Origin of the sequence: Pseudomonas sp. GD03903 (assembly GCF_029840045.1) — a bacterium.
GTDB classification, from domain to species: domain Bacteria; phylum Pseudomonadota; class Gammaproteobacteria; order Pseudomonadales; family Pseudomonadaceae; genus Pseudomonas; species Pseudomonas pseudonitroreducens.
Map to the genome: position 1 here is coordinate 346,632 of NZ_JAOCBT010000001.1, position 24,486 is coordinate 371,117.

The following is a 24,486-nucleotide window of genomic DNA, read 5'->3' on the forward strand; positions in this document are numbered from 1 at the left end:
TCGCGGACGGAGTCCGCTCCTACGGTCACGGGGGCTCCGGCGACAAATCGCGGGCAAAAAGAAACCGCCCCGGAGGGCGGTTTCTTCTGCAGCGTCAGTCGCGGTTGCGGGTCAGCAGCGCGGGACGCTCGGTCTTGCGGCGCGGTTCCAGCTCTTCCAGTTGCTCCGGCGTCGGGAAGCGGTCGGTACGGACCAGATCGCGCTTGTTGATCACTACCGGCTGGCGGGTCGGTTTGGCGGCGCCGTATTCGCTCGGCTCGCGCAGCGGGGCGTCGTTCATGCGCGAGGCCGGAGCCTTGCTACCGCGCTTGCGCTGGCCTTGCCCCTGACCCTGCTTGCCCTGGCCGTTGCCGCCATGACCACGAGCGCCGCTGCCATTGGGCTTCTTCGCGGCCTTGCCCTGGCCTTGTCCTTGACCCTGGCCACGGCCTTGGCCGCCCTGGCCGGCGCCCTGACCACCCTGGCCGCGCGGACGCTGCTGGCCCTGGCCCTGATTCTGGCCTTGAGCCTGGCCCTGGCCTTGACCGCCACGGCGGCGCTGGCCGCGTTGCTGGTCCTTGTCCGGGAACGGGCTGACGTAATCGGCACGGTTGCCGAAGTTGTCGAAGTCGTCGTCGAGGAATTCTTCCGGATCGCGGTTACCGTCGACCTTCGGCGCGCGGGCTGGCTTGGCCTGCTGCTGGCGGCCCTGATCCTGCTGGCGCGGTTGACGGGGCTCACGCGGCTCGCGCGGTTCACGAGTCTGCGCGTTAGCGTTCGGCTGAGCATCGCCGCCCTGGCCGTCGCCCTTCTTCTTGCCGCGACCGCCACGGCGGCGGCGCTTGCCGGCAGGCTTGTCGCCCTCGGCGGACTCACCTTCAGCGGCGGGCGCAGCGGTCTGCGCTTCTTCGCCCTGGGCCTGCCGCGGCTTGTCCTTGTTGCGGTCCTTGCGCTCGCCACGCTTGGCCTTGTCCTTGCGCGGCTGGCGCTGGGTGGCTTCCTTGGGTTCGGGCTGCTGGACTTCCGGCAGCACGCTGTCCGGGTCGAAGCCCTGCATGTCGCCATCGGGAATGCGCTGCTTGGTCAGGCGCTCGATGGCCTTGAGCAGCTTGTCCTCGTCCGGCGCCACCAGCGAGATGGCTTCACCGGTGCGACCGGCGCGGCCGGTACGGCCGATGCGGTGAACGTAGTCTTCCTCGACGTTGGGCAGCTCGTAGTTGACCACGTGGGGCAACTGATCGATGTCCAGGCCGCGGGCGGCGATGTCGGTGGCGACCAGGATGCGCACGTCGTTGGCCTTGAAGTCGGCCAGGGCCTTGGTGCGCGCGTTCTGGCTCTTGTTGCCGTGGATCGCGGCGGCCGGCAGGCCGTGCTTGCTCAGGTACTCGGCGAGACGGTTGGCGCCGTGCTTGGTGCGGGTGAACACCAGCACCTGTTCCCAGGCTCCCACGGTGACCAGGTGCGCCAGCAGGGCGCGCTTCTGCACCGACGGGATGCGGAACACGCGTTGTTCGATACGCTCGACGGTGGTGTTCGGCGGAGTGACCTCGATGCGCTCCGGGTTGTGCAGGAGCTTGTTGGTGAGGTCGATGATGTCTTTCGAGAAGGTCGCCGAGAACAGCAGGTTCTGGCGCTTGGCCGGCAGCTTGGCGAGGACCTTCTTCACGTCGTGGATGAAGCCCATGTCGAGCATGCGGTCGGCTTCGTCGAGAACGAGGATTTCCACGCGGGACAGGTCGACGCTGCCCTGACCGATCAGGTCGAGCAGGCGGCCAGGGCAGGCAACCAGGACGTCGACGCCCTTGGACATGGCCTGCACCTGCGGATTCATGCCGACGCCGCCGAAGATGCAGGCGCTTTTCAGCGGCAGATCGCGGGCGTAGACCTTGAAGCTGTCGTGTACCTGGGCAGCCAGTTCGCGGGTCGGCGTCAGTACCAGGACGCGGGCCTGGCGCGGGCCGTGGCGGTGTTCGCGGTCCGGGTGGCCTTCGGGGAACAGGCGTTCGAGCACCGGGAGGGCAAAGCCGCCGGTCTTGCCGGTGCCGGTCTGGGCGGCAACCATGAGGTCGCGGCCTTGCAGTACAGCGGGGATGGCGCGTTCCTGAACGGGAGTGGGGCGCGCGTAGCCGGCGGCTTCAACGGCGCCAGCCAGGGCCTCGGAGAGACCGAGGGAGGAAAAGGACATGCGGGGTTCCTGTAGGCCGGCGACCTGCCGGCTCGAGGGCGCGTGATTTCAAGCTCGGGGCGAGCGCTCAGCCGATGGCTGGAAGCACCCCGTCCACGATACGCCGGCGTTGCGCTGGCCGGGATCGCGGACGGTAAGCCCGGAGCAATGATCCTCAGCGGGGGAGCTTGAGGTTGTTCCAGAGCGCCAGGCTGGGTTCAGCCTGGTTCAGGGTGTAGAAATGCAGACCGGGTGCGCCGCCTTCGAGGAGGCGTTCGCACATGTCGGTGATGACCTGCTCACCAAAGGCCTGGATGCTGGCGATGTCGTCGCCGTAGGCTTCCAGTTGCTTGCGAATCCAGCGGGGGATTTCCGCGCCACAGGCGTCGGAGAAGCGGGCCAGTTTGGTGTAGTTGGTGATCGGCATGATACCCGGTACGACCGGAATGCTGACACCGAGTTTCTCCGCACGCTCGACAAAATGGAAGTAGCTGTCGGCGTTGAAGAAGTATTGTGTGATGGCAGAGTCGGCGCCGGCTTTGACCTTGCGCACGAAATTCGCCAAATCATCCTCGAAATTGCGCGCTTGCGGGTGAACTTCCGGATAGGCGGCAACTTCGATGTGGAAGTGGTCGCCGGTTTCGGCGCGGATGAATTCCACCAGTTCGTTGGCGTAGCGCAGTTCGCCGCTGGCCATGCCCATGCCCGAAGGCAGGTCGCCACGCAGGGCGACGATGCGACGGATGCCGGCGTCCTTGTAGTGGGCCAGCAGGGCGCGCAGCTCGGGCTTGGTGTCGCCGACGCAGGACAGGTGCGGTGCGGTTGGCACCTTCACCTCGCCGTCCAGTTGCAGCACGGTGGTCAGGGTACGGTCGCGAGTGGAGCCGCCGGCACCATAGGTGCAGGAGAAGAAGTCGGGCTTTTTCGCGGCCAGCTGGCTCGCAGTGGCCAGCAGTTTTTCATGGCCGGCTTCGGTCTTGGCGGGGAAGAACTCGAAGCTGAAACGGCGTTCTTTCTGACTCATGGTCGTTCCTTCGGCGCCGCGTCATCGCGTGGCTGCCGGCATGTGCCGTCGACTTCAGAAGTAACGGCGGTAGTGGTCTATCTTCGTGCGCAGTCGCTCGGCGCTGGGCTCGTGCGCATGGCCGAGGACGGCCAGGATGCGCTGCGACTGAACATGGTACTGGGAAATCTTGCTCCGCGCCCAGGTCGAGGGTGGCGGCTGCAGGTTGGTGATCCGGTCGCACAGCTTGACGATCGCATACTGCGGCGCGCCGGTCGCCAGCCTTTCGAGGTAGATGTCGAATGGCAGCTTCTCGCCATTCACCACCTTGCTCAGGCGCTGGGCGCCTTCGGCAACGAACTCGCCGAAACTCTTCTGCAGTTCCTCGAAGGGCACCGGGGTGTCTTCGAGCACGTCGTGCAGCAGGGCGATCTGGACGGTTTCCGCCAGGCGCTCGATGGGCGCTTCGCGGTCGGCCGCCATCACTTCATTGGCCACCATCGCCAGGTGGACTGCGTAGGGCAGCGTCGAGGCGGTCAGGGTCTGCCCGGCGTGTGCGCCGGCGGCAAAGAGCCAGGCCTGGTTGTAGCTGTCCGGCAGGTCCATGCGGTGGTCGTCCAGATGGCAAAGAGGGCAGACGATTGCTCGTCTGCCCTCTGGCACATCAGTAGCGGTAGGTGTCCGGCTTGAACGGGCCTTCCACGGTCACGCCGATGTACTCGGCCTGCTTCGGGGTCAGCTGGGTGACGACGCCACCGAAGCCTTTGACCATTTCCAGGGCCACTTCTTCGTCCAGTTTCTTGGGCAGTACTTCGACGGTCAGGCGCTGGGCTTTCTTCTCGGCGGAGAGGTCGGCGTACTTCTGCTCGAACAGGAAGATCTGCGCCAGCACCTGGTTGGCGAAGGAGCCGTCCATGATGCGGCTCGGGTGGCCGGTGGCGTTACCCAGGTTCACCAGACGGCCTTCGGCCAGCAGGATCAGGTAGTCGTCGTTGGCCGGATCGAAGTCGCCAGCGCCGGTGCGGTGGATCTTGTGCACCTGCGGCTTGACCTCTTCCCAGGCCCAGGTCTTGCGCATGAAGGCGGTGTCGATCTCGTTGTCGAAGTGACCGATGTTGCACACCACGGCGCGCTTCTTCAGCGCTTTGAGCATGCCGGCGTCGCAGACGTTGACGTTGCCGGTGGTGGTGACGATCAGGTCGATCTTGCCCAGCAGGGCTGCGTCAACGCTGGCTTCGGTGCCGTCGTTCAGGCCGTTCTTGTAGGGGGAAACCAGCTCGAAGCCGTCCATGCAGGCTTGCATGGCGCAGATCGGGTCGATTTCGGAAACCTTCACGATCATGCCTTCCTGGCGCAGGGATTGGGCGGAGCCCTTGCCCACGTCGCCGTAGCCGATCACCAGGGCCTGCTTGCCCGACAGCAGGTGGTCGGTGCCGCGCTTGATGGCGTCGTTCAGGCTGTGACGGCAGCCGTACTTGTTGTCGTTCTTGCTCTTGGTGACCGCGTCGTTGACGTTGATCGCCGGGACTTTCAGGGTGCCGGCCTTGAGCATGTCGAGCAGACGGTGCACGCCGGTGGTGGTTTCTTCGGTGACGCCGTGGATGCGCTCGAGCATCTGCGGGTATTTCTTGTGCAGGATTTCGGTCAGGTCACCGCCGTCGTCCAGCACCATGTTGGCGTCCCACGGCTGGCCATCCTTGAGGATGGTCTGCTCGATGCACCACTCGTACTCCTGCTCGGTCTCGCCTTTCCAGGCGAATACCGGGATACCGGCAGCGGCGATGGCGGCAGCGGCCTGGTCCTGGGTGGAGAAGATGTTGCAGGAGGACCAGCGCACTTCGGCGCCCAGCGCAGTCAGCGTCTCGATGAGGACCCCGGTCTGGATGGTCATGTGGATGCAACCGAGAATTTTCGCGCCCTTGAGCGGCTGGCTGGCGGCGTACTTGCGGCGCAGGCCCATCAGAGCCGGCATTTCGGACTCGGCGATGATCAGCTCGCGGCGGCCCCAGGCGGCCAGGGAAATGTCGGCGACTTTGTAGTCGGTAAAAGCAGCGCTCATGTGTAACTCCATTCGTTGTCTGCGAATGGGCGCCGTTGATGCGTTTGGCGATCGGCGGCAGCCGACCGTGACGCGCCCCGTCCGAGCCTGACAAGCCGAAACGAATCGACCTGCTGCAGCGCCCCTCGGACAGGTGGCGGGAACGACCGGGCAGCGCCGGCCGTTATTGAAGCTCGCGGATTATAGCCATGGCGCATGACAAGCCAAAGGCTTTTGGTCGTCTTCGCGCAGCGGATCGCGAGCGGGATCCCCGTCGCGCCCGCGCCAGGGGCCGTGAAAACCCTGGCGCGGGCGTCGTATCGGGGATCGGGAGGCACCCGTGTGAGGCGGGCGCCGGTTGTCAGGTCAGGATCAGATCACGCCGCCATCGCGCAGCTTGCCGATGGCCGCCTGGTCCAGGCCGAGCACGCCTTCCAGGATTTCCACGGTGTGCTGGCCGAGGGTCGGCGGGGCGTTTCGGTATTCCACCGGCGTCTCGGACAGGCGGATCGGGCTGGCCACCTGCGGCACGCTGCCGGCCAGTGGGTGCGGCAGGTCCACGCGCAGGCCGCGGGCGATCACCTGCGGGTCGGCGAAGACCTGCGCCAGGTCGTTGATCGGGCCGCACGGCACGCTGGCCTGTTCCAGTACGGCGATCCACTCGGCGGTGGTGCGCATCACGGTGGACTGGCGGATCAGCGGGATCAGCACCTCGCGGTGTGCCACGCGCGCCTTGTTCGTCGCGAAACGCTCGTCGGTGGCCCACTCCGGGTGGCCCGCCAGCTCGGCGAACTTGCGGAACTGGCCGTCGTTGCCGACGGTGAGGATGAAGTCGCCATCGGCGGTGGGGAAGTCCTGGTAGGGCACGATGTTCGGGTGCGCGTTGCCCAGGCGACGCGGCGGGTTGCCGGTGGTCAGGTAGTTCAGGGTCTGGTTGGCCAGGCAGGCGACCTGCACGTCCAGCAGCGCCATGTCGATGTGCTGGCCGATGCCGCTGACGTCGCGGTGGGCGAGGGCGGCGAGGATCGCCGTGGACGAGTAGAGGCCGGTGAGGATGTCGGTCAGCGCCACGCCGACCTTCACCGGGCCGGCGCCTTCCTCGGCGTCGGAGCGCCCGGTCAGGCTCATCAGGCCGCCCAGGCCCTGGATCATGAAGTCGTAGCCGGCGCGCTTGGCGTAGGGGCCGAACTGGCCGAAGCCGGTGATCGAGCAGTAGATCAGCTTCGGGTTGAGCGCTTTCAGCGACTCGTAGTCCAGGCCATAGGCTTTCAGGCCGCCGACCTTGAAGTTCTCCAGCACGATGTCGGCCTTGGCGGCAAGCTCACGCACCAGGCGCTGGCCTTCGGGCTGGGTGAAGTCGATGGTCAGGGATTTCTTGTTGCGGTTCGCCGACAGGTAATACGCCGCTTCGCTGGTGTCGCGGCCATCGCTGTCCTTGAGGAACGGCGGGCCCCAGGCGCGGGTGTCGTCGCCGCTGCCGGGACGCTCGATCTTGATCACTTCCGCGCCGAGGTCGGCGAGGATCTGCCCGGCCCAGGGGCCGGCGAGAACGCGGGAGAGGTCGAGGACACGAATGTGCGAAAGGGCGCCGGACATAAAAACTCCTGGGGCTGCAGGCGACAGGCTGCAGGCCTCAGGCGGAGCTGTAGTTGCCTGCCGCCTGAGGCCTGTCGCCGAAGGCCGATTTTAGAAGAACGCCTGGATGCCGGTCTGGGCGCGGCCGAGGATCAGCGCGTGGACGTCGTGGGTACCTTCGTAGGTGTTCACCACTTCCAGGTTGACCAGGTGGCGGGCGACACCGAACTCGTCGGAGATGCCGTTGCCACCGAGCATGTCGCGGGCCAGGCGGGCAATGTCCAGGGCCTTGCCGCAGCTGTTGCGCTTCATGATCGAGGTGATTTCGACGGCAGCGGTGCCTTCGTCCTTCATCCGGCCCAGGCGCAGGCAGCCTTGCAGGGCGAGAGCGATGTCGGTCTGCATGTCGGCCAGCTTTTTCTGGATCAGCTGGTTGGCGGCCAGCGGGCGGCCGAACTGCTTGCGGTCCAGGGTGTACTGGCGAGCGGTGTGCCAGCAGGCTTCGGCGGCACCCAGGGCGCCCCAGGAAATGCCGTAGCGGGCGGAGTTCAGGCAGGTGAACGGGCCGCGCAGGCCGCGTACGTCGGGGAAGGCGTTCTCTTCCGGGCAGAACACGTTGTTCATCACGATCTCGCCGGTGATCGAGGCGCGCAGGCCGACCTTGCCGTGGATCGCCGGGGCGGACAGGCCTTCCCAGCCCTTTTCGAGGACGAAGCCGCGGATCTGGCCTTCGTCATCCTTGGCCCAGACCACGAAGACGTCGGCGATCGGGCTGTTGGTGATCCACATCTTGGCGCCGGTCAGGCGGTAGCCGCCGTCGACTTTCTTGGCGCGGGTGATCATCGAGCCCGGGTCGGAACCGTGGTCCGGCTCGGTCAGGCCGAAGCAGCCGATGTACTCGCCGCTGGCCAGTTTCGGCAGGTATTTCTGCTTGGTGGCTTCGTTGCCGAATTCGTTGATCGGCACCATCACCAGGGAGGACTGCACGCTCATCATCGAGCGGTAGCCGGAGTCGATGCGCTCGACTTCACGGGCGATCAGGCCGTAGCACACGTAGTTCAGGCCACTGCCGCCATATTGTTCGGGGATGGTGGCGCCGAGCAGGCCGGTTTCGCCCATCTCGCGGAAGATCGCAGGGTCCGTCTGCTCATGGCGGAAGGCTTCCAGCACGCGCGGGGCCAGCTTGTCCTGGGCGAACTGCTGGGCGCTGTCACGCACCATGCGCTCTTCTTCGGTGAGTTGCTGATCCAGCAGCAGCGGATCTTCCCAGTTGAAGCTTGCTTTGGTCGCCATGGAGAAACCTCGAACGCAGACAGTGAATGACCCGCACAAGTCTAGGCGGGCTCGGTGTAGGCCATCCTAGTCAGCCGTCGGGAAGCCGGGCAACCGACTAATTCGCACGCTGTTGTGCTATTTTGTCACTCCGTAATTTCAGGGTTGATGCGGGTTTTCGCAGCAATGGCCTCTATATCAGGAGGTGCTGGCGAATTCTGTGCATCACGATATTCCGAAGAGGCATTCGATGCGACGCAAGATCCCGACCACCGCGGCGCTGGTCGCCTTCGAATCGGCGGCCCGCCACGAGAGCTTCACCAAGGCCGCGGATGAGCTGTCGCTGACCCAGAGTGCCATCTGCCGGCAGATCGCCACGCTGGAGGAGTTCCTCGGCGTCGAGCTGTTCCGTCGCTCGCGGCGCGGGGTGAAGCTGACCGAGGCGGGGCTCAACTACAGCCGTCGCGTCGCCCAGCGTCTGGATGCCGTGGAGCGCGACACCCTGGCGGTGATGGGCCAGCAGGGCGGTGGCACGCTGGAGCTGGCGGTGGTGCCGACCTTTGCGACCCAGTGGCTGCTGCCGCGACTGAAGGACTTCAAGCGCCTGCACCCGGAAGTCACGGTGAACCTGACCAACCGCACGCGGCCGTTCCTCTTCGCCGACACCGAGTTCGATGCGGCGCTGTATTTCGGTGATGGCGTGTGGTCCGGCACGGTGGCGAACTTCCTCATGCACGAGAACCCGGTACCGGTGTGCAGTCCCGAGCTGCTGGGTGGGCGCCGAGAACTGTCTGCCGCGCAGATTGCCGAGCTGCCGTTGATGCAGCAGACCACCCGGCCCTACGCCTGGCGCCAGTGGTTCGGCTCGCTGGGCATGAGCGTCGCGCACGACATGAGCGGCACCCGCTACGAACTGTTTTCCATGCTTGCCCAGGCGGCGATGCACGGCATGGGCGTGGCGCTGATTCCGCCGATGCTGATCCAGCACGAGCTGGCCGATGGGCGGCTTATCGTGCCGATGCAACATGCCTATTTGAGCGAAAATGCCTATTACCTGATGATTCCCGAACGCAAGGTGGAATCGGCGACCCTCGGCGCTTTCCGCGACTGGCTGGTGGATGAGGCCGCACGATACCGCGTCGAAGCCTGCCTCGGCTGAACATCTGCTGCGCGTCGGCATAACCGCGTTGGAAACAGGCTGAAAAATGCTCATTTACAGAACGTAAACTCCGCTTTTTCAGCCTGTTTCCGCCTTGTTCTGCTCTAGCTCGCAAGATGTTGAATAGGCTCTGAGTCATGGCAAGTTATCTGGCGCCGGCCTGGTCCAGACTTGCATTGCCGGCGGGGCTTTCCCCGTCATCGCGCTCACGAGGCGCAACCTCCCAAGAAGGAGCTTCCATGAATTTCCACACCCGCAAATGGGTCAAGCCTGAAGACCTCAACCCGAACGGCACCCTGTTCGGCGGTAGCCTTCTGAAATGGATCGATGAAGAAGCAGCGATCTACGCCATCATCCAGCTGGGCAACCAGCGCGTGGTGACCAAGTTCATCTCGGAGATCAACTTCGTCAGCTCCGCGCGCCAGGGCGACATCATCGAACTGGGCATCACCGCCACCGAGTTCGGCCGCACCTCGATCACCCTGACCTGCGAAGTGCGCAACAAGATCACCCGCAAGAGCATCCTCACGGTCGACAAGATGGTCTTCGTCAACATCGGCCCAGATGGCCAGCCGGCGCCCCACGGTCGCACCGAGATCAAGTACATCAAGGACCAGTTCAAGGATGATGCCATTCCCCAGCCCTGATGGCTGGCCCGCGAGGGTGATTGCCAGCGTGCCCGGAGCCAAGCCGAACCGCGGCGAAAACCTTTGCATTTGCGTCGATTGAATGTGAGCCTGTGCCCGCCCACGGCGGGCATGGGCCGACGCACGCTCCCCGCCGATCCAGCAGTTCATTCCCAGGGAATGCAACTGCAAAACAATGACCGGGGAGAGACCATGTACACCACCTTCGCATCCGCGCTGCGCCAACTGGCCGTGGCCACCTGCGCCAGCCTGTTGCTGGCCGGCGCCGCACACGCCGCATCGATCAAGGCCGACACCAAGCCCGAGGCCGGCACGTTCAAGATGGGCATGCAGCCCTGGCTGGGCTACGGCCAGTGGTACGTCGCCGAACAGGCCGGCGCCTTCAAGGCCAACGGCCTGGAGCAGGTCGAACTGGTCAACTTCACCGAAGACAAGGACATGAACGCCGCCCTCGCCAGCGGCCAGATCGACGGCGGCAACCTCGCCACCCATACCGCCATGGCCATGGTCGCTGCGGGTCTGCCGGTGAAGATCGTCCTGCTGCTGGACCAGAGCACCAGCGCCGACGCGCTGATCGTCGATCCGTCGATCAAGACCCTGACCGACCTCAAGGGCAAGCAGGTCGCCTATGAAGAAGGCACCACCAGCGACATCCTCCTGCACAGCGCTCTGCGCAAGGCCGGCCTGACCATCGCCGATGTGCAGCCGGTGCCGATGCCCGCCGCCAACGCCGGCAGCGCGCTGATCGCCGGCCAGGTTCCGGCCGCCGTCACCTACGAGCCGTACCTTTCCGCCGCCAAGCAGCAGAACCCCAAGGTCAACCTGCTGTACAAGGGCTCGGATGACCCGGGCATCATCAGTGACGTGTTCGTCGTTCGCGACGAAGTCCTGAAGGAGCGTCCCGGCCAGGTGCTGGCGCTGATCAAGAGCTGGGAAGCGGGTCTGAAGCACTACAACGAGAAGAGCGCCGAAGGCCGCGCCGCCATCGCCAAGGGCGTAGGCGCCGACGAGTCCGAGCTGAGCAGTGCCTTCGACGGCGTGCACTTCTATTCGGTGAAGGAGAACCAGGCCGAACTGAAGGGCGCCTTCCAGAAGGGCTCCTTCGAGCATATCCAGAAGGCCGCCAGCGAAGCCGGCATCCTGCAGCAGCCGGTCACCCCGGCGCAGGCCATCGACGCGCGTTTCGTCGAGGCGCTCTGAGCCGCTGACGTTCCGGCATTGATCTGCTGATACCTGGCGCGCGTCGGCCCTGAGCCGGCGCGCGTCTTTCCCCGTTCGACGAGCCCGACATGAAAGCCCGCAAATCCAACCCGCTGTTCACCATCGGCAAGCCGATCGCGCAGCGCCATTTCCTGCTCATCGGCGGCGCCGTGTTCGTCCTGCTGGCGCTGCTCTGGTGGCTGGCCGGCGCCAGTGGCGCGGTGCCGAAGATATTCCTGCCGGCGCCCGGCGACGTCTGGGCGCGCATGCTCAAGCTGGCTGCCGATGGCACGCTGTGGTCGGACCTGAAGGTCAGTGTGTACCGCATCGCCGTGGCCTTCCTGGTGTCCTCGGCGATGTCCATCGTGATCGGCGTGTTCGCCGGTTGTTACGGCTTCTGGAAGGCCGCCACCGAGCCGCTGGTGGACTTCGTGCGCTACATGCCGGTGGTCGCCTTCGTCCCGCTGACCATCCTCTGGGCGGGTACCAGCGACTTCCAGAAATTCCTCATCATCTGGATCGGCACCTTCTTCCAGCAGGTGCTGATGGTGATGGACGCGATCAAGCGCGTGCCGGCGGACTTCGTCGGCCTCGGTCGCACGCTCGGCATGCCGGATCGCCGCATTCTCCTGAGGATCGTCCTGCCCAGTGCGTTGCCGGGGATCTGGGATGCCCTGCGTATCAGCCTCGGCTGGGCCTGGACCTGGCTGGTGCTGGCCGAACTGGTGGCCGCCACCTCCGGCCTGGGTTATCGCATCACCGTGTCCCAGCGCTTTTTCCAGACCGACACCATCATCGGCTACATCCTGCTGCTCGGCTTCCTCGGCCTGATTACCGACCAGGCCATGCGCGCCGGCGAGAAGGTCCTGTTCCGCTACAACCGGAGGCGCAACTGATGGCGACTTTGGAAATCTCCGGCCTGAACAAGAGTTTCGCGGTCGGCAAGGAGCGCCGCGAGGTGCTGCGCAACATCGACCTGACGCTGGCGGACAACGAGTTCGTGTCCATCGTCGGCACCTCCGGCTGCGGCAAGAGCACGCTGCTGTCCATCGCCGCCGGCCTGGAAGAGTTCGACAGCGGCAGCGTGAAGGTCGACGGCGTGCCGATCACCGGGCCGGGCCTGGACCGTGGCGTGGTGTTCCAGTCGTACACCCTGCTGCCCTGGCTCACCGCGCGGCAGAACGTAGAGTTCGCCCTCAAGGCCGCCGGCCTGTCCCGCGCGCAGTGCCGCGAGATCGCCGACGAGCACCTGGAACTGGTGAAGCTGACGAAGTTCGCCGAGGCCTACCCGAACGAATTGTCCGGCGGTATGAAGCAGCGCGTGGCGATCGCCCGGGCGCTGTCCTACCGGCCGAAGATCCTGCTGATGGACGAGCCCTTCGGCGCGCTGGATGCGATGACCCGCCACCAGATGCAGGAACTGCTCACGCGCATCTGGGAAACCCACCGGCTGACGGTGATGTTCGTTACCCACGACGTGGAAGAGGCGGTCTACCTGTCCGACCGCATCGTGGTGATGGGACTCGGGCCGGGGCGGATCAAGACCACCTTCGACGTGAAGCTCGGCCGCCCACGCCACGAGGACATGGCCGCCAGCGCCGAGTTCATCGACCTGCAGCGTCAGGTGCTGCGCTCGATCCGCGAGGAAGAGCAGAGCGTTTCCGCCCTCTGAGGGCTCTGCATTACCAGCGGCCGGAGGCTCCGCCGCCGCCGCTGGAGCCACCGCCGCCACGGAAGCCTCCGCCACCGCCGCCACCCCCACGCCCGCCACGACCGATCGAGCTGATGATCGTCATGAGCAGTTGCAGCACGCCCATGGTCAGCCACATCGGCGGCAGGAAGAAGATGTACAGCACCAGCGGGATCGAGAAGGCGCCAATCATCTGTTGTTGCAGCGCCGCGGGATTGGCTTCGCTGACCAGCAGCACGCCGGCGGCGATGCCCCCCACCAGCACACTGCACAACAGGTAGCGGCCCATGCTGCGCTGGCGCATCCAGGACACCGGCAGCAGCATGCCCAGCAGCGGTACGCCGACCAGCAAGCCGAGCAGCGCCGCGAGGCGGGTGGGCGGGATTTCCTCGGCCGCCGTCGCGTTGCGGTTGGAATAGGCGTCGCTGTAGTTCTCTGCCGGGCCTGTGCGCGGCAGTTCGTCATCGGCGCTGCCCGCAGTGGCGGCGTTGGCTGGTGGCTCGATCAGTGCGATCAGACTGTCGACGCCGGCCTGGATGCCGCCGGCAAAGTCGCCCTTCTGGAAGAAGGGCACGATCTGTTCGCGGATGATCCGGCCGGCCTGCACGTCGGTGATGGTGCCTTCCAGCCCGTAGCCGACTTCGATTCGCAGCGTACGGTCATTCTTCGCAACCACCAACAGCACGCCGTCATCCACGCCCTTGCGGCCCAGCTTCCATTGCTCGAAAGCGCGCACCGCGTAGTCCTCGATGCTGTCCTCACCGATGGTGGGCACCAGCAGCACGGCGATCTGCGCGCCTTTGCGCTGCTCCAGGCCGGCGAGCTGGCTTTCCAGCTGCGCGCGCTGCCCGGCATCGAGGGTCTGGGTGAGGTCGGTGACGCGGGCGCTGAGCGGCGGAATGGCGACCGGCGCCGCCTGCAGCACGACCGCCCAGCACAGCAGCAGGGCGGTCAGCAGCCAGCGCGGCAGGGTCATTGCGCGGGCTGCGCCGGCGCGTTGCCGAAGTCCACTTTAGGCGCGGTGGAAATGGCAGCTTCGTTCTCGACGCTGAAGTTGGCTTTGGGTTTGTAGCCGAAGATCTTCGCGGTGATCACCTGCGGGAACTGGCGAATCATCACGTTGTACTCCTGCACAGCCTTCACATAGCGGCCGCGGGCCACGGTGATGCGGTTCTCGGTGCCTTCGAGCTGGGTCAGCAGGTCCTTGAACAGGCCGTCAGCCTTGAGCTGCGGGTAATTTTCCGAGACCACCAGCAAGCGCGACAGCGCCGAACTGAGCTGCCCCTGGGCCTGCTGGAAGCGCTTGACCGCTTCCGGGTCGTCGAGCTGGTCGGCGTTCAGGGTGGTGCTGCCGACCTTGGCGCGGGCCTCGGTGACCTGGGTCAGCACGCTGGCTTCATGGGCGGCATAGCCCTTCACGGTGCTGACCAGGTTGGGGATCAGGTCGGCGCGGCGCTGGTACTGGTTGAGCACTTCCGACCAGGCGGCCTTCACCCCTTCATCGCCGGATTGCATGGCGTTGTAGCCGCAGCCGGAGAGCAGGGTGACGAGGATGTAAGCGGTCAGGAATTTGATCAGGCGTGGCATGGCAGAGGCTCGTGCTGGCGAAAAGGCCCAGTCTAGGCCAGTTATGGCTGAGGAGGCAGTTGGAAATGTCCGAAACAGCCAGCGCTTGCCGGCCATGGGGTGGCTCGGGGTAGAATTGCTCTGGTCTATACCAGGAGTTCGTTTTCGTGCTCGCCACTACCCTGGTGCTGCTGGCCGCCCTGCTGCACGCCACCTGGAACACCCTCGTCAAGTTCAGCAACGACCGCCTGCTGGTGGTTGCCTGCATGGACATGGTCGGCCTCGCCGCCGCGCTGGCGCTGCTGCGCTGGATCGAGCTTCCACCCGCCGAGGTCTGGCCATGGCTGCTGGCCGCCGTGACGCTGCAACTGGTCTATCGGGTGCTGCTGATCCAGGCCTACAAGGTCGGTGACCTGGGACTGGTGTACCCGCTGATGCGCGGGTTGTCGCCGTTGGTGGTGCTGGCGCTGACCCTCTACTTCGGCGGCGAGCACCTGAGCGACAAACAGATCCTCGGCATTCTGCTGATCCCGGTCGGCATGCTGTTCCTGCTCAAGGGTGGTGGCGGCTCGAAGCTGCCGTGGATCGCCTATCCCACCGTGCTGCTGATGGGCCTGTGCATCGGCAGCTACACCTGGACAGACGGCAACGCGCTGAAGCTCTGGCCGAAGCCGCTGGACTACCTGGTCTGGCTGTCGCTGCTGTCCGGTCTGCCGTTCCCGCTGGTGGCGCTGGTCGGGCGTACTCGCGCGTTTGCCAGGTTCTGGATCAACGACTGGAAGCTGGGTATCAGCGTCGGCTTCTGCGTGCTGCTCAGCTACGGGCTGGTGCTCTGGGCCATGCAGTTGGGCTCCATCGCCGAGGCCGCCGCGCTGCGCGAGACCAGCGTACTGCTGGTGGTGCTGTTCGGCATGCGCTTCCTCAAGGAGCCCTTCGGCCTGCCGCGCCTGGCCGCGTGCAGCCTGGTGCTGGCGGGCATGCTGGTGATGAAGCTCTGAGGATTGGCTCGCGCTACGAAGCGCGCCGCCAGGTCGGTCAAGGACGCGGGCGTGGCCATGCCCTAAGCTGCGCGCTTTCCCCTCGACGAGTCTTCCACCATGCCCATTGCCTTCTGGTGCGTCCTGATCGCGATCTTCCTGCCCTATGTCGGCACCAGCATCGCCAAGTTCACCGGCGGCGGTTTCGGCCCCCGGCAGAACCATGACCCACGCACCTTCCTCGCTACCCTGGAGGGCTACCGCAAGCGCGCCAACGCCTTCCAGATGAACAGCTTCGAGGTCACCCCGGCCTTCGCCGCGGCGGTGATCATCGCCTACCTGGTGAACAACGCCGAGCCCGCCACCATCGACCGCCTGGCCATTGCCTGGGTCACCAGCCGCCTGCTCTACCTGATCTTCTACATCGCCGACCTGGCGCTGCTGCGCTCGCTGGCCTGGTTCCTCGGCATGGCGCTGATCATCGCGATCTTCGTCGTTTCCGCCTGACCTGTGCGTGCCTGAACGGCAGCTGAACGAATGAGTCGGCGCTGCGGCGGATGGCCGCAGCGACCGGCGCGCGGTCTGGATCATTCGGGGAACGGGGCGGATAATCCGGCGCTTCCGTGTCTAGCCGTCCTACAAGAGTCCCCCATGAAGTTGAAGACCCTGCTCGTTCTGCTGCTGGCCGGCACCGCGCTTGCCGGCTGCCATCGCCTGGACCCCAACTCGCCGGAGTACAAGCGCCAGGCGGTGTTCAAGGAGATGCTCAAGACCAGTGAGGACATGGGCGGCATGCTGCGCGGTCGAATTCCGTTCGACGGGGACAAGTTCCGCGCCAACTCGACCAAGCTGGGTGAGCTGGCCGACAAGCCCTGGCAGTACTTCCCCACGACCCAGCCGCCGGCGGACAAGGTGGAGAGCGACGACACCCGCGCCAAGGCGGAAATCTGGCAGCGCCAGCTGGAGTTCCAGGCCGACGCCAAGACCTTCGAGCAAGCGGTTCGCGCCCTGGGCGAAAACACCCGCAACGCCGCGCCGACACCCGAAGGCGTGCGCAAGGACTTCGCCGCGGTGGAAGACGCCTGCGAAGCCTGCCACAAGAAGTTCCGCGCGCTTTAAGGCGCGCGGTCCCGTAGGAGCGAGCCTGCTCGCGAACACACTCCGTCGCGGAGCTGTTCGCGAGCGAGCTCGCTCCTGCAGGTTCACTCCTCCAGTTCGCGCTTGGCCTGCTCCAGCTCGGCGCGGGCCTCGGCCAGCTTGTCCTTGCGCTTCTCGATCTTCTCCGCGTCGCCCTTGTTCATAGCCTTGCGCAGATCCTTCTCGCGCTGGGCGACTTCCTTCTCCGCATCCAGCACGTTCTGCTTGCGCTCCTGCGTGAGGCTGGCGTCAGTGCAATAGGTCTTCACCTTCTCCAGGGCGGTCTGCAGGCCGGCGACGCGGTTGCCGTTGCCCTGGGCCTTGGCGTGTTCGAGCTGGGTTTCGATGGCGGCACGCTTGGCGGCGCAACCGGTCAGCGGTTGCTGGGCGGCATCGGCGGCAAACAGCGGGCTGGCGCAGCCGAAGGCGAGAACGGTGGCCATCAGGACAGAGCTTCGGAACATTTTCGGAATCCTTGGTTACCAAACACTATGACGTTGGAGTCAACGGCTAGAGTTTGCCATGGACGACCGGGCGAGGGGCTGCCCCAGGACAATCGCCTCCGAACCAGGCCGGGACTCGCAAGGCCCGCCGCGCGGGCAAGGAGAAGCTGTATGCGGGTGGCTATGCGGATCGTGCAGGCACTCATCGCGCTGCTGGTGCTGGCGCTGCTGGTCGGCGGCTGGTGGTATGTGCCCGGTGAACTGACGTTGCAGCCGGTGCTGAGCGGCAGCAGCGAGGATGCCTCGATACGCCAGGGCGAACGGCGGCGCAGCTATGTGCTCTATGTGCCGCAGAAGCTGGCCGAGCGCCCGGCGTTGCTGGTGGTGCTGCACAGTTCGCAGAGCAACGGCGAGCGCATGCGCCGCGATAGCGGCTACCGCTTCGACGCGTTGGCTGACCGTGATGGCTTCCTGGTGCTCTACCCCGATGGTTTCGAGGGGCACTGGAATGACTGTCGGCGGGCTGCCTCCTACAGCGCACGGCGTCTGAATATCGACGATGTCGGCTTCCTCTCGCAAATGATTGAAAGTCTTCAGCGCGAGCGCGGTGTCGATCCTGAGCGGGTGTTCGTCACCGGCTACTCCAATGGCGGACAAATGGCGCTTCGCCTGGCCGCCGAGGCACCGGACAAGGTCGACGGCGTCGCCGCCGTCGCCGCCAGCCTGCCGACTGGCGACAACGATGCCTGCCGTCCCGCCGGGCAACCCAAGGCCGCGTTGTTGATGAATGGCACGCGAGACCCGATCAATCCCTACGCGGGGGGACGGGTCACCCTGTTCGGCTTCGGTGATCGCGGCAACGTGCTTTCCGCCGAGGACTCCGCTCTGGCACTGGCACAGCGCAATGGCCAGGGCGGTAAGCCGCAGGTGGACAAGCTGACCCAGCCCGGCCCGATATGGACACAGCGGCAGCGCTGGGCCGACGGTGGCGGTCCGCCTGTCGAACTGGTGACGGTGTTCGGCGGCGGCCACCTGATTTCACAACCGCTCTACCGGCCGCCGCGAATGCTCGGGCAGGTCGACCCGCAACTCGACGGCCCGGCCGAAATCTGGCGCTTCTTCAGCGAACTTTCGCGTTAATGATCGGGGCGCTGCAGCTCGATGACCCGGCAGGGATCGAAGCCGCTGTCCTCGCCCGGATAGGCGCCGGGGTTGGCGACCACGCGGCCTTTGCCGACACGGTAGTCCAGGCATTCGTGAACATGCCCGTGGATCCACAGGTCGCAGCGTTCGACCAGGCTTTCAAGGTTCGAGGCAAACGCGGGGGATAACGCATCGCCGACGTAGTAGGCGGGGATCGAATGGGCACTCGGAGCGTGGTGGGTGACGACCACGGTCGGTCCGGCGAAGGGGCGGGCCAGTTCCGCTTCCAGCCACTCGCAGGTGGCTTCGCACAACTCGCGGCTCATGTCCGGCGTGAAGGGCCGGGTGAAGTAGTCCACGGTGTTGAAGTCCGGCATCAGCAACCGCGCCTGATCGCAGGCCAGCTCTGCTGCGCACTTGCCATAGAGCTGGAAGTCGGTCCATAGCGTCGCGCCGAGGAAGCGGACACCGTCGAGGATCACCGCGTCCTTTTCCAGGAAGTGGATATCCAGCGTCCGCGCCAGATTGCGCATGGCCTGGGTCAGTTCGGGCAGGTCGGAGTGATAGAACTCGTGGTTGCCGGCGACGTAGATGATCTCGCTGTCGGGAAATTCTTCGCGGGCCCAATGCAGGCCTTGCAGGTGCTCGTGAATGTCTCCAGCCAGAACGACGACATCCGCCGCCGCTTGCGGCAATGCGCGACGGCCGTTGGGGAAATGTTCGTGGTGAAGATCGGAAAGAACTCGCAGGCGCATGGCGTGTAACTGGCATTTAGGAATCTGCCGAGAATAACGAAGGACGCTGCGTTTGACATGGGTCATGGCATTGCCAATGCCTGGCTAAAGACCCTTCGAAATTAAGGGATGATTCAGAAGGTTCCTTCAGCTTCCGCTTGGGCCCGCTGCTTTGGCGCCCCAAGGAGGACTCATGAAACTTATCTGGATCGTACTACTGGCCGTGGCGGCCACCTTTGGCCTGGCGCTGTTCGTCGACCCGCCGGCCACGCTGGACATCTGGGTTCTGCGCAAGCAGGCCATTCTCTTCACGGGTGTCGCGTCCTTTGCGCTGATGTCGTTGATCATGCTGCTGGCGGTGCGCCCGGTGTGGCTGGAGAGGCCTCTCGACGGCCTCGACCGCATGTACCGCGCGCACAAGTGGGCGGGCATCCTGGCCATCGTGCTCGGTCTGCTGCACTACCTGATGGAGCTGGGCGGGCCGCTGCTTGCCGAGTTCATTGCCAAGCCGGCGAAGGGGCCGCGGGTGGAAACCTTCCTCGACGTCTTCCGCGGTTCGGCCAAGGACCTGGGCGAGTGGTCGGCCTGGCTGCTGGCGGCGATGCTGGTCATCACCCTCTGGCAGCGCTTCCCCTACCACCTGTGGCGTTACGTCCACAAAACCCTCGCAGTGGTCTACCTGGTGCTCGCCTTCCATGGCGTGGTGCTGGCGCCGGCGGGCTACTGGGCGCAGCCGATCGGATGGCTGGTGGCGTTCTGCGCGGCGGTGGGCAGCCTGTGCGCGCTCTGGTCGCTGGCCGGGCAGATCGGCCGTCGACGCACCCACCAGGGCGTCGTGGTGGCGCTCGAGCGTCCCGGCGAACGCATGCTGGAAGTGACTTGCAAGCTGCAGGGCCGCTGGCAGCATCGTGCCGGCCAGTTTGCCTTTCTGACCTGTGATCGCCTGGAGGGGCAGCACCCTTTCACTATTTCCAGCGGCGATCTGGGCAATGGCGAGGTGCGTTTCAGCATCAAGGCACTGGGGGACTACACGCAGCGCCTTCAGGAAGGACTGAAGGTCGGTGATCCGGTGAAGGTGGAAGGCCCTTATGGTCGCTTCGACTTCCGCCGTGACAAGGGCGAGCGGCAGGTGTGGATCGCCGGTGGTATCGGCATCACGCCGTTCCTGGCCTGGCTCGAGTCACTGCAGGCGCGGCCGGACGACTGCCCGGAAGTAACGCTGCTGTACTGCGTGCGCTCACCGTCCGACGCCATATACGCCGGGCGCCTGCGCGAGTTGTGCGCGAAGCTGCCTCGCATCGACCTGCGCGTGCACTACAGCGAGAGCGAGGGCTACCTGCAGGCGGCTGATCTGGGCCTGCAGCCCGGCGCGCAGGGGCGCTGGCCGAGCGTGTGGTTCTGCGGCCCGCAGGCGCTGGCCGAGCTGTTGCGTCGTGACCTGCGTCGCCAGGGCATGCCAAGCAACCGCTTCCACCAGGAAGCCTTCCAGATGCGCTGAGGCGCTCAGAAACCGGTGACACCGAGGTCGTGCAATTGCCCGCGCAGTTGCACGACTTCCTCCGCCTGGAAAAAAGCTTCCAACTGCGCCGCGCGAACCTTGCCGATGCCGGGTCTGGCCTGCCATTGCTGGGCGCTGTGGGCGGCCAGCGCAGACCAGTCGGCTGCCGCTGGGTGGGCATCGACGGCGGGCGCGCCGAGAGCGCGTAGCCAGGTGCTGAAGGGGCGTTGGCGAGCGAGCTGGAACTGCTGATGCAGGCTGGCAGCGCTACGCTCGCCCAGGCCGGGGACCTGGCTCAATTGCGCTGGCGTCAGCGTCATCCAGTCGAGCAGCCCCGACAGCAGGCCGGCCTCGTGCAGGCGTCGCCAGGTACCTGCGCCGACGCCGGAAAGCCCCAGGCCGTTCTTGCCACCCAGCCATTCCAGCCGGGCCAGGAACTGTTCGTTGCAGCCTTCAGTGGGGCGCCAGCAGGAGAGCGCGTTGAATTGATCGTCCACTGGTGCGGCCAGTTCGACGCGATTCGGTGTGCGCCAGACCACGCCGTCCAGGCGAGGAATGGTCAGTCCGGCGAGTGCCACGGCGACCTGGTCGCCGGGCTGGATGTCGAGGCTGCGCCAGCGCTTGAGCGAGCCGACGCCGACGCGCTGGATAATGCGCCCATCCAGCTCCACCGGAGCCAGGTGCAGCACGGGCGTGACCCGCCCGCTGCGGCCGACCTTGAACTCCACGCGGCGAACCTCGGCCAGTGCCTGTTGATGCGGATACTTCCACGCCACCGCCCAGCCCGGTGCCTGTGCGCTCCAGGCCTTGCCCGGTGGCCGGCGGCCCTGGCGGATGACGATGCCATCGCTGGCGAAGGGGAGCGGCTGGCGATACCAGCGCTCGCGCCAGGCCTCGATTTCAGCTTGACCAGTCACCGGCTTGGTCAGTTCGGCACTGTCGCCGAATCCCAGCTGGCGCAAGCGTGCCAGGCGTTCGGGCATTTCCAGCGGGCCATCCGGCAACTCCCAGACGAACAGGCCGATCTGTGCTCCTTCGTCGCCCAGTTCCTTGCGCGCCATCAACCCAGCGACCTTGCCGCGTGCCCCGGCGCCCCCGTGCACGGCCTGTACATGCTGTGGCTGGCGCCAGTACAGCTCGCCTTGCAGGACCCGCTGGCCGTGCTCGCCGGGCAACTGTCCGGGGATTGCTGCGATCCGTTGCGCATTGGCGGACCAGTCCTGGCCAGTGCTGCCGTCACCGCGGCTGATCGCCTGGGCGAAGCGACCATCGCGGTAGATCAGCGTGACCGCCACGCCGTCGACCTTTGGCTGCACCCAGAGATCGCTGCGGTTGGCCAGCCAGTTGCGCACCGCCGAGGCGTCAGGGAGCTTGTCCAGGCCGGTGTGAACGAACGGGTGGCGGACTTCTCCGGCGCTACCGGCCAGGGGTGTCGCGGGGGCGATCAGGGCTTGCGGAAAGCAGGCCTGCCACTGCCGCAGTCGCTCGCGGGCCTGGTCGTAGAGTTCGTCGGCGACCGGGGATCGCCCGTCGCGATGATAGGCGTCATCCCACTGATTGAGCTGGGCGCTGAGTGCTTCGAGCTGCAGCTGCGCCTGATCGGTGGGCCAGCTTGGGCAGGCCTGGACGGTGGAGACAAGACAAAGCAGCAGGGCGACGATCAAGCGTGGCATGGCAGCCTCCGCACGGGGCAATGAGGCGCAGCCTAGAAGCGCTGCACGTTGACCGATGCCGAGGGATGGGTGGGACGCTTCGCTGTGCTGTGTCGGATGTTGGAGATGATGGAGGAGCGTGGCGCCCCCTGTAGGAGTGAGCTTGCTCACGAACCTCTCAACCCCATCGTCCGGGCCGTTCGCGAGCAAGCTCGCCCCTGCGAAAAGCTACTGGGCCGGAAACGAAAAAGCCCCGCCGAGGCGGGGCTTTTCCTGCATCCGGGCCTTACAGGCCGGCGGCGTCACGCAGGGCGGCAGCCTTGTCGGTGCGCTCCCAGGTGAAGGCGGCGAAGGTGTCACCGTCGTAGGTCATTTCGAACGGGTTGCGACCGAAGTGGCCGTAGGCCGCGGTCGGCTGGTACATCGGGTGCAGCAGGTCGAGCATCTTGGTGATCGCGTACGGACGCAGGTCGAAGTGCTCGCGGACCAGTTGGACGATCTTCTCATCGCTGATCTTGCCGGTACCGAAGGTGTTGATCGAGATGGAGGTCGGCTGGGCCACGCCGATGGCGTAGGACACCTGGATCTCGCAACGCTCGGCCAGGCCAGCGGCAACGATGTTCTTGGCCACGTAGCGGCCGGCGTAGGCGGCGGAACGGTCAACCTTGGACGGGTCCTTGCCGGAGAACGCGCCGCCGCCGTGACGGGCCATGCCGCCGTAGGAGTCGACGATGATCTTGCGACCGGTCAGGCCGCAGTCGCCCACCGGGCCGCCGATGACGAAGTTGCCGGTCGGGTTGATGTGGAACTGGGTGTCCTTGTGCAGCAGTTCGGCCGGCAGTACCTGCTTGATAATCAGCTCCATCACGCCTTCGCGCAGGTCCTTGTAGCTGACTTCCGGGTTGTGCTGGGTGGACAGGACGATGGCGTCGATGCCGACCACCTTGCCGTTCTCGTAGCGGCAGGTGACCTGGGACTTGGCGTCCGGGCGCAGCCACGGCAGCAGGCCGGATTTGCGGGCCTCGGCCTGGCGCTCCACCAGACGGTGGGAGAAGCAGATCGGTGCGGGCATCAGCACGTCGGTTTCGTTGCTGGCGTAGCCGAACATCAGGCCCTGGTCGCCAGCGCCCTGGTCTTCCGGCTTGGCGCGGTCGACGCCCTGGTTGATGTCCACGGACTGCTTGCCGATGATGTTCAGCACGCCGCAGGTGGCGCCGTCGAAGCCGACGTCGGAGCTGTTGTAGCCGATGTCGATGATGACTTTGCGCACCAGCTCTTCCAGGTCGACCCAGGCGGAGGTGGTGACTTCGCCGGCGATGATCGCGACACCGGTCTTCACCAGGGTTTCGCAGGCCACGCGGGCGTATTTGTCCTTGGCGATGATGGCATCGAGCACCGCATCGGAAATCTGGTCTGCGATCTTGTCCGGATGGCCTTCGGAGACGGATTCGGAGGTGAAAACAGAGTATTCGCTCATCTAACGGTTCCTATCATTTACCGGTGGGTGAGGACGCTTCGCGAATCCGGTTTGGCGAAGTGCCGCACCTGGATCTGAAAGCCATTGCGTAAACCGATGTAAACACTTTCGCCGGACGCAAGCCCGGCGGCTTCGGCCCAGAGGGCCAGGTCTTCCTGTTCGAACCCCAGCCAGAGATCACCACAGGCCTCGCGGGCCCAGCTCTGGTCGTGGCTGCAGAGTTCGGTCACCAGCAGGCTGCCACCGGGCTTCACCAGGTGTGCCAGCTGCTTCACGGCCTCCGCGGGTGCGGCGAAGTGATGCAGCACCATGTTCAGCACCACGCAGTCCGCCGCGTCGTCGATGTCCTGCAAGGCATCGCCCAACCGCAGTCGGACGTTGTTCAGGCTTTCGCTGGCGCAACGTTGCCGTGCCATTTCGAGCATGGTCTCGCTGTTGTCCAGCGCCGTGACCTGATCGAAACGCCGGGCCAGCTCGGGGAGGAAACCTCCGTCGCCGGGGCCGACTTCCAGCGCCGTGGCGCCGGGGGCGAAGCTCAGTGCATCGAGCAGCGCCAGCACGCTTTCGCGGTATTGCGGCAGTCCTGCGATCAGGTCCTGGGTCGCCTGGAACTTCTCTGCACTGCGGGCGAAGTAGTCGCGGCTGACGGTGGCACGCTGGGCATGTACACCATCGATGCGGGCGCTGACGTCATCGGCCAGTGCCAGTTCGTCGACTTCCTCGAGCAGCGCCCCATGCAGCGTGCCGCCCAGGCTGTCGCCCTGGGGCAGGGCGCGGCGATAAAAAATCGCGTTGCCTTCGCGGCGGGTGGCGACCAGGCCGGCCTGGGCCAGCACCTTGAGGTGGTGGCTCATGCCCGACTGGCGGACGGCAAAGATATGCGCCAGTTCCAGCACGCCGAACGAATCGTTGGCCAGCACCCGCAGGACGTTCAGCCGCAGCGGATCGCCGCCGGCCTTGCACAGGGCGGCCAGTTGGTCGCAATCGTCGTGGCGGATTTCGGGCAGGCGCAGGCTCATAGGTCGCGCAGTCTAGTCGCGGCTTTCAGGGCGGGCAATAGCTGTATCAAAAAGTTTTGATATTGGAGACGAAAGGCAGCTACAGGCTACAGGCGACAAGCGGCAGGCGGTTG

23 protein-coding genes and 1 riboswitch are annotated in these 24,486 nt (G+C 65.6%); of the genes, 10 read left to right on the plus strand and 13 right to left on the minus strand.

All coding sequences use genetic code 11. The features are described 5' to 3' along the window. Positions 1 to 94: 94 nt before the first annotated feature. The 6 genes from N5C91_RS01565 to N5C91_RS01590 form a co-directional block, all read right to left on the minus strand. Positions 95 to 2,164: a DEAD/DEAH box helicase gene (locus tag N5C91_RS01565; RefSeq protein ID WP_279827259.1), complete on the minus strand. Its 2,070-nt coding sequence runs from the start codon at positions 2,162 to 2,164 to the stop codon at positions 95 to 97. 154 nt (positions 2,165 to 2,318) lie between these two features. Further along, entirely contained in the window at positions 2,319 to 3,167 is an 849-nt protein-coding gene (gene metF / locus N5C91_RS01570; protein WP_081515389.1) for a methylenetetrahydrofolate reductase [NAD(P)H], read from the minus strand. A gap of 54 nt (positions 3,168 to 3,221) precedes the next feature. Further along, positions 3,222 to 3,752 (minus strand): HD domain-containing protein, encoded by a 531-nt coding sequence (locus N5C91_RS01575; RefSeq protein ID WP_279827265.1) that lies wholly within the window; start codon positions 3,750 to 3,752, stop codon positions 3,222 to 3,224. 58 nt (positions 3,753 to 3,810) lie between these two features. Beyond that, on the minus strand, positions 3,811 to 5,217 hold the full coding sequence (gene ahcY / locus N5C91_RS01580) for an adenosylhomocysteinase (protein WP_024764176.1): 1,407 nt from the start codon (positions 5,215 to 5,217) through the stop codon (positions 3,811 to 3,813). Between the two features lie 8 nt (positions 5,218 to 5,225). Then, positions 5,226 to 5,338, minus strand: a riboswitch (S-adenosyl-L-homocysteine riboswitch). A 218-nt stretch (positions 5,339 to 5,556) separates the two neighbouring features. Further along, positions 5,557 to 6,780, minus strand: a complete 1,224-nt coding sequence (locus N5C91_RS01585) for a CaiB/BaiF CoA-transferase family protein (protein ID WP_279827274.1) — start codon at positions 6,778 to 6,780, stop codon at positions 5,557 to 5,559. Positions 6,781 to 6,870: 90 nt separating this feature from the next. Then, positions 6,871 to 8,052, minus strand: coding sequence for an acyl-CoA dehydrogenase (locus tag N5C91_RS01590; protein ID WP_192435917.1), 1,182 nt, complete (start codon positions 8,050 to 8,052; stop codon positions 6,871 to 6,873). A gap of 229 nt (positions 8,053 to 8,281) precedes the next feature. Between N5C91_RS01590 and N5C91_RS01595 the strand changes: the two genes are divergently transcribed. The 5 genes from N5C91_RS01595 (at position 8,282) to N5C91_RS01615 (ending at position 12,709) form a co-directional block, all read left to right on the plus strand. Then, entirely contained in the window at positions 8,282 to 9,190 is a 909-nt protein-coding gene (locus tag N5C91_RS01595) for a LysR family transcriptional regulator (protein ID WP_236199113.1), read from the plus strand. A 239-nt stretch (positions 9,191 to 9,429) separates the two neighbouring features. Further along, positions 9,430 to 9,837: an acyl-CoA thioesterase gene (locus tag N5C91_RS01600; protein ID WP_169935900.1), complete on the plus strand. Its 408-nt coding sequence runs from the start codon at positions 9,430 to 9,432 to the stop codon at positions 9,835 to 9,837. 192 nt (positions 9,838 to 10,029) lie between these two features. Continuing rightward, positions 10,030 to 11,037: an ABC transporter substrate-binding protein gene (locus N5C91_RS01605; protein ID WP_279827281.1), complete on the plus strand. Its 1,008-nt coding sequence runs from the start codon at positions 10,030 to 10,032 to the stop codon at positions 11,035 to 11,037. Between the two features lie 89 nt (positions 11,038 to 11,126). After that, positions 11,127 to 11,933, plus strand: coding sequence for an ABC transporter permease (locus tag N5C91_RS01610; protein ID WP_279827284.1), 807 nt, complete (start codon positions 11,127 to 11,129; stop codon positions 11,931 to 11,933). After that, entirely contained in the window at positions 11,933 to 12,709 is a 777-nt protein-coding gene (locus N5C91_RS01615; protein ID WP_279827286.1) for an ABC transporter ATP-binding protein, read from the plus strand. The genes N5C91_RS01610 and N5C91_RS01615 overlap by 1 nt, the downstream gene beginning before the upstream one ends. A gap of 10 nt (positions 12,710 to 12,719) precedes the next feature. On the opposite strand, the gene N5C91_RS01620 is transcribed toward N5C91_RS01615, so the two are convergent. Beyond that, on the minus strand, positions 12,720 to 13,703 hold the full coding sequence (locus tag N5C91_RS01620) for a YgcG family protein (protein WP_236171188.1): 984 nt from the start codon (positions 13,701 to 13,703) through the stop codon (positions 12,720 to 12,722). Continuing rightward, the gene (locus N5C91_RS01625; RefSeq protein ID WP_037011389.1) at positions 13,700 to 14,314 is read right to left on the minus strand and encodes a LemA family protein; all 615 of its coding nucleotides are present in this window, start codon (positions 14,312 to 14,314) and stop codon (positions 13,700 to 13,702) included. The genes N5C91_RS01620 and N5C91_RS01625 overlap by 4 nt, the downstream gene beginning before the upstream one ends. Before the next feature lie 146 nt (positions 14,315 to 14,460). Between N5C91_RS01625 and N5C91_RS01630 the strand changes: the two genes are divergently transcribed. The 3 genes from N5C91_RS01630 (at position 14,461) to N5C91_RS01640 (ending at position 16,389) form a co-directional block, all read left to right on the plus strand. Next, complete coding sequence (locus N5C91_RS01630; RefSeq protein WP_279827289.1) at positions 14,461 to 15,291, plus strand: EamA family transporter; 831 nt, start codon at positions 14,461 to 14,463, stop codon at positions 15,289 to 15,291. A gap of 99 nt (positions 15,292 to 15,390) precedes the next feature. Further along, complete coding sequence (locus N5C91_RS01635; RefSeq protein WP_236199108.1) at positions 15,391 to 15,777, plus strand: MAPEG family protein; 387 nt, start codon at positions 15,391 to 15,393, stop codon at positions 15,775 to 15,777. 144 nt (positions 15,778 to 15,921) lie between these two features. Then, on the plus strand, positions 15,922 to 16,389 hold the full coding sequence (locus N5C91_RS01640) for a cytochrome c (RefSeq protein WP_236171191.1): 468 nt from the start codon (positions 15,922 to 15,924) through the stop codon (positions 16,387 to 16,389). Positions 16,390 to 16,472: 83 nt separating this feature from the next. Here the strand turns inward: N5C91_RS01640 and N5C91_RS01645 are convergent, their stop codons facing one another. Then, entirely contained in the window at positions 16,473 to 16,871 is a 399-nt protein-coding gene (locus tag N5C91_RS01645; protein ID WP_236171192.1) for a DUF1090 domain-containing protein, read from the minus strand. A 150-nt stretch (positions 16,872 to 17,021) separates the two neighbouring features. Here N5C91_RS01645 and N5C91_RS01650 point away from each other — a divergent pair, with 150 nt between their 5' ends. Beyond that, positions 17,022 to 17,990, plus strand: a complete 969-nt coding sequence (locus N5C91_RS01650) for an alpha/beta fold hydrolase (RefSeq protein WP_279827293.1) — start codon at positions 17,022 to 17,024, stop codon at positions 17,988 to 17,990. On the opposite strand, the gene N5C91_RS01655 is transcribed toward N5C91_RS01650, so the two are convergent. Further along, positions 17,987 to 18,748 carry a metallophosphoesterase gene (locus N5C91_RS01655; RefSeq protein ID WP_279827294.1) on the minus strand — a complete coding sequence of 254 codons (762 nt, stop codon included), beginning with the start codon at positions 18,746 to 18,748 and terminating at the stop codon, positions 17,987 to 17,989. The two genes, N5C91_RS01650 and N5C91_RS01655, sit on opposite strands and share 4 nt — an antisense overlap. Positions 18,749 to 18,920: 172 nt before the next feature. On the opposite strand from N5C91_RS01655, the gene N5C91_RS01660 reads away from it, so the two are divergent. Beyond that, the gene (locus tag N5C91_RS01660; protein ID WP_279827296.1) at positions 18,921 to 20,225 is read left to right on the plus strand and encodes a ferric reductase-like transmembrane domain-containing protein; all 1,305 of its coding nucleotides are present in this window, start codon (positions 18,921 to 18,923) and stop codon (positions 20,223 to 20,225) included. A 5-nt stretch (positions 20,226 to 20,230) separates the two neighbouring features. Here N5C91_RS01660 and ligB read toward each other — a convergent pair whose 3' ends face one another. The 3 genes from ligB to N5C91_RS01675 form a co-directional block, all read right to left on the minus strand. Then, complete coding sequence (ligB, locus tag N5C91_RS01665; protein ID WP_279827298.1) at positions 20,231 to 21,898, minus strand: NAD-dependent DNA ligase LigB; 1,668 nt, start codon at positions 21,896 to 21,898, stop codon at positions 20,231 to 20,233. A gap of 265 nt (positions 21,899 to 22,163) precedes the next feature. Further along, complete coding sequence (gene metK, locus N5C91_RS01670; protein ID WP_279827300.1) at positions 22,164 to 23,354, minus strand: methionine adenosyltransferase; 1,191 nt, start codon at positions 23,352 to 23,354, stop codon at positions 22,164 to 22,166. Between the two features lie 17 nt (positions 23,355 to 23,371). Beyond that, positions 23,372 to 24,373 carry a metalloregulator ArsR/SmtB family transcription factor gene (locus tag N5C91_RS01675; protein ID WP_236171198.1) on the minus strand — a complete coding sequence of 334 codons (1,002 nt, stop codon included), beginning with the start codon at positions 24,371 to 24,373 and terminating at the stop codon, positions 23,372 to 23,374. Between the last annotated feature and the right edge of the window lie 113 nt (positions 24,374 to 24,486).

Excerpts from the sequence above, each read along its gene's own strand:
- N5C91_RS01650 (WP_279827293.1), top strand. The coding sequence starts at position 17,022 with ATGCGGGTGGCTATGCGGATCGTGCAGGCACTCATCGCGCTGCTGGTG.
- ligB (WP_279827298.1), bottom strand. The coding sequence starts at position 21,898 with ATGCCACGCTTGATCGTCGCCCTGCTGCTTTGTCTTGTCTCCACCGTC.
- metF (WP_081515389.1), bottom strand. The coding sequence starts at position 3,167 with ATGAGTCAGAAAGAACGCCGTTTCAGCTTCGAGTTCTTCCCCGCCAAG.
- N5C91_RS01645 (WP_236171192.1), bottom strand. The coding sequence starts at position 16,871 with ATGTTCCGAAGCTCTGTCCTGATGGCCACCGTTCTCGCCTTCGGCTGC.
- N5C91_RS01660 (WP_279827296.1), top strand. The coding sequence starts at position 18,921 with ATGAAACTTATCTGGATCGTACTACTGGCCGTGGCGGCCACCTTTGGC.
- N5C91_RS01600 (WP_169935900.1), top strand. The coding sequence starts at position 9,430 with ATGAATTTCCACACCCGCAAATGGGTCAAGCCTGAAGACCTCAACCCG.
- ahcY (WP_024764176.1), bottom strand. The coding sequence starts at position 5,217 with ATGGAGTTACACATGAGCGCTGCTTTTACCGACTACAAAGTCGCCGAC.
- N5C91_RS01565 (WP_279827259.1), bottom strand. The coding sequence starts at position 2,164 with ATGTCCTTTTCCTCCCTCGGTCTCTCCGAGGCCCTGGCTGGCGCCGTT.
- N5C91_RS01675 (WP_236171198.1), bottom strand. The coding sequence starts at position 24,373 with ATGAGCCTGCGCCTGCCCGAAATCCGCCACGACGATTGCGACCAACTG.
- N5C91_RS01640 (WP_236171191.1), top strand. The coding sequence starts at position 15,922 with ATGAAGTTGAAGACCCTGCTCGTTCTGCTGCTGGCCGGCACCGCGCTT.
- N5C91_RS01620 (WP_236171188.1), bottom strand. The coding sequence starts at position 13,703 with ATGACCCTGCCGCGCTGGCTGCTGACCGCCCTGCTGCTGTGCTGGGCG.
- N5C91_RS01635 (WP_236199108.1), top strand. The coding sequence starts at position 15,391 with ATGCCCATTGCCTTCTGGTGCGTCCTGATCGCGATCTTCCTGCCCTAT.
- N5C91_RS01585 (WP_279827274.1), bottom strand. The coding sequence starts at position 6,780 with ATGTCCGGCGCCCTTTCGCACATTCGTGTCCTCGACCTCTCCCGCGTT.
- N5C91_RS01615 (WP_279827286.1), top strand. The coding sequence starts at position 11,933 with ATGGCGACTTTGGAAATCTCCGGCCTGAACAAGAGTTTCGCGGTCGGC.
- N5C91_RS01625 (WP_037011389.1), bottom strand. The coding sequence starts at position 14,314 with ATGCCACGCCTGATCAAATTCCTGACCGCTTACATCCTCGTCACCCTG.
- N5C91_RS01655 (WP_279827294.1), bottom strand. The coding sequence starts at position 18,748 with ATGCGCCTGCGAGTTCTTTCCGATCTTCACCACGAACATTTCCCCAAC.
- N5C91_RS01595 (WP_236199113.1), top strand. The coding sequence starts at position 8,282 with ATGCGACGCAAGATCCCGACCACCGCGGCGCTGGTCGCCTTCGAATCG.
- N5C91_RS01605 (WP_279827281.1), top strand. The coding sequence starts at position 10,030 with ATGTACACCACCTTCGCATCCGCGCTGCGCCAACTGGCCGTGGCCACC.
- N5C91_RS01590 (WP_192435917.1), bottom strand. The coding sequence starts at position 8,052 with ATGGCGACCAAAGCAAGCTTCAACTGGGAAGATCCGCTGCTGCTGGAT.
- N5C91_RS01610 (WP_279827284.1), top strand. The coding sequence starts at position 11,127 with ATGAAAGCCCGCAAATCCAACCCGCTGTTCACCATCGGCAAGCCGATC.
- N5C91_RS01575 (WP_279827265.1), bottom strand. The coding sequence starts at position 3,752 with ATGGACCTGCCGGACAGCTACAACCAGGCCTGGCTCTTTGCCGCCGGC.
- metK (WP_279827300.1), bottom strand. The coding sequence starts at position 23,354 with ATGAGCGAATACTCTGTTTTCACCTCCGAATCCGTCTCCGAAGGCCAT.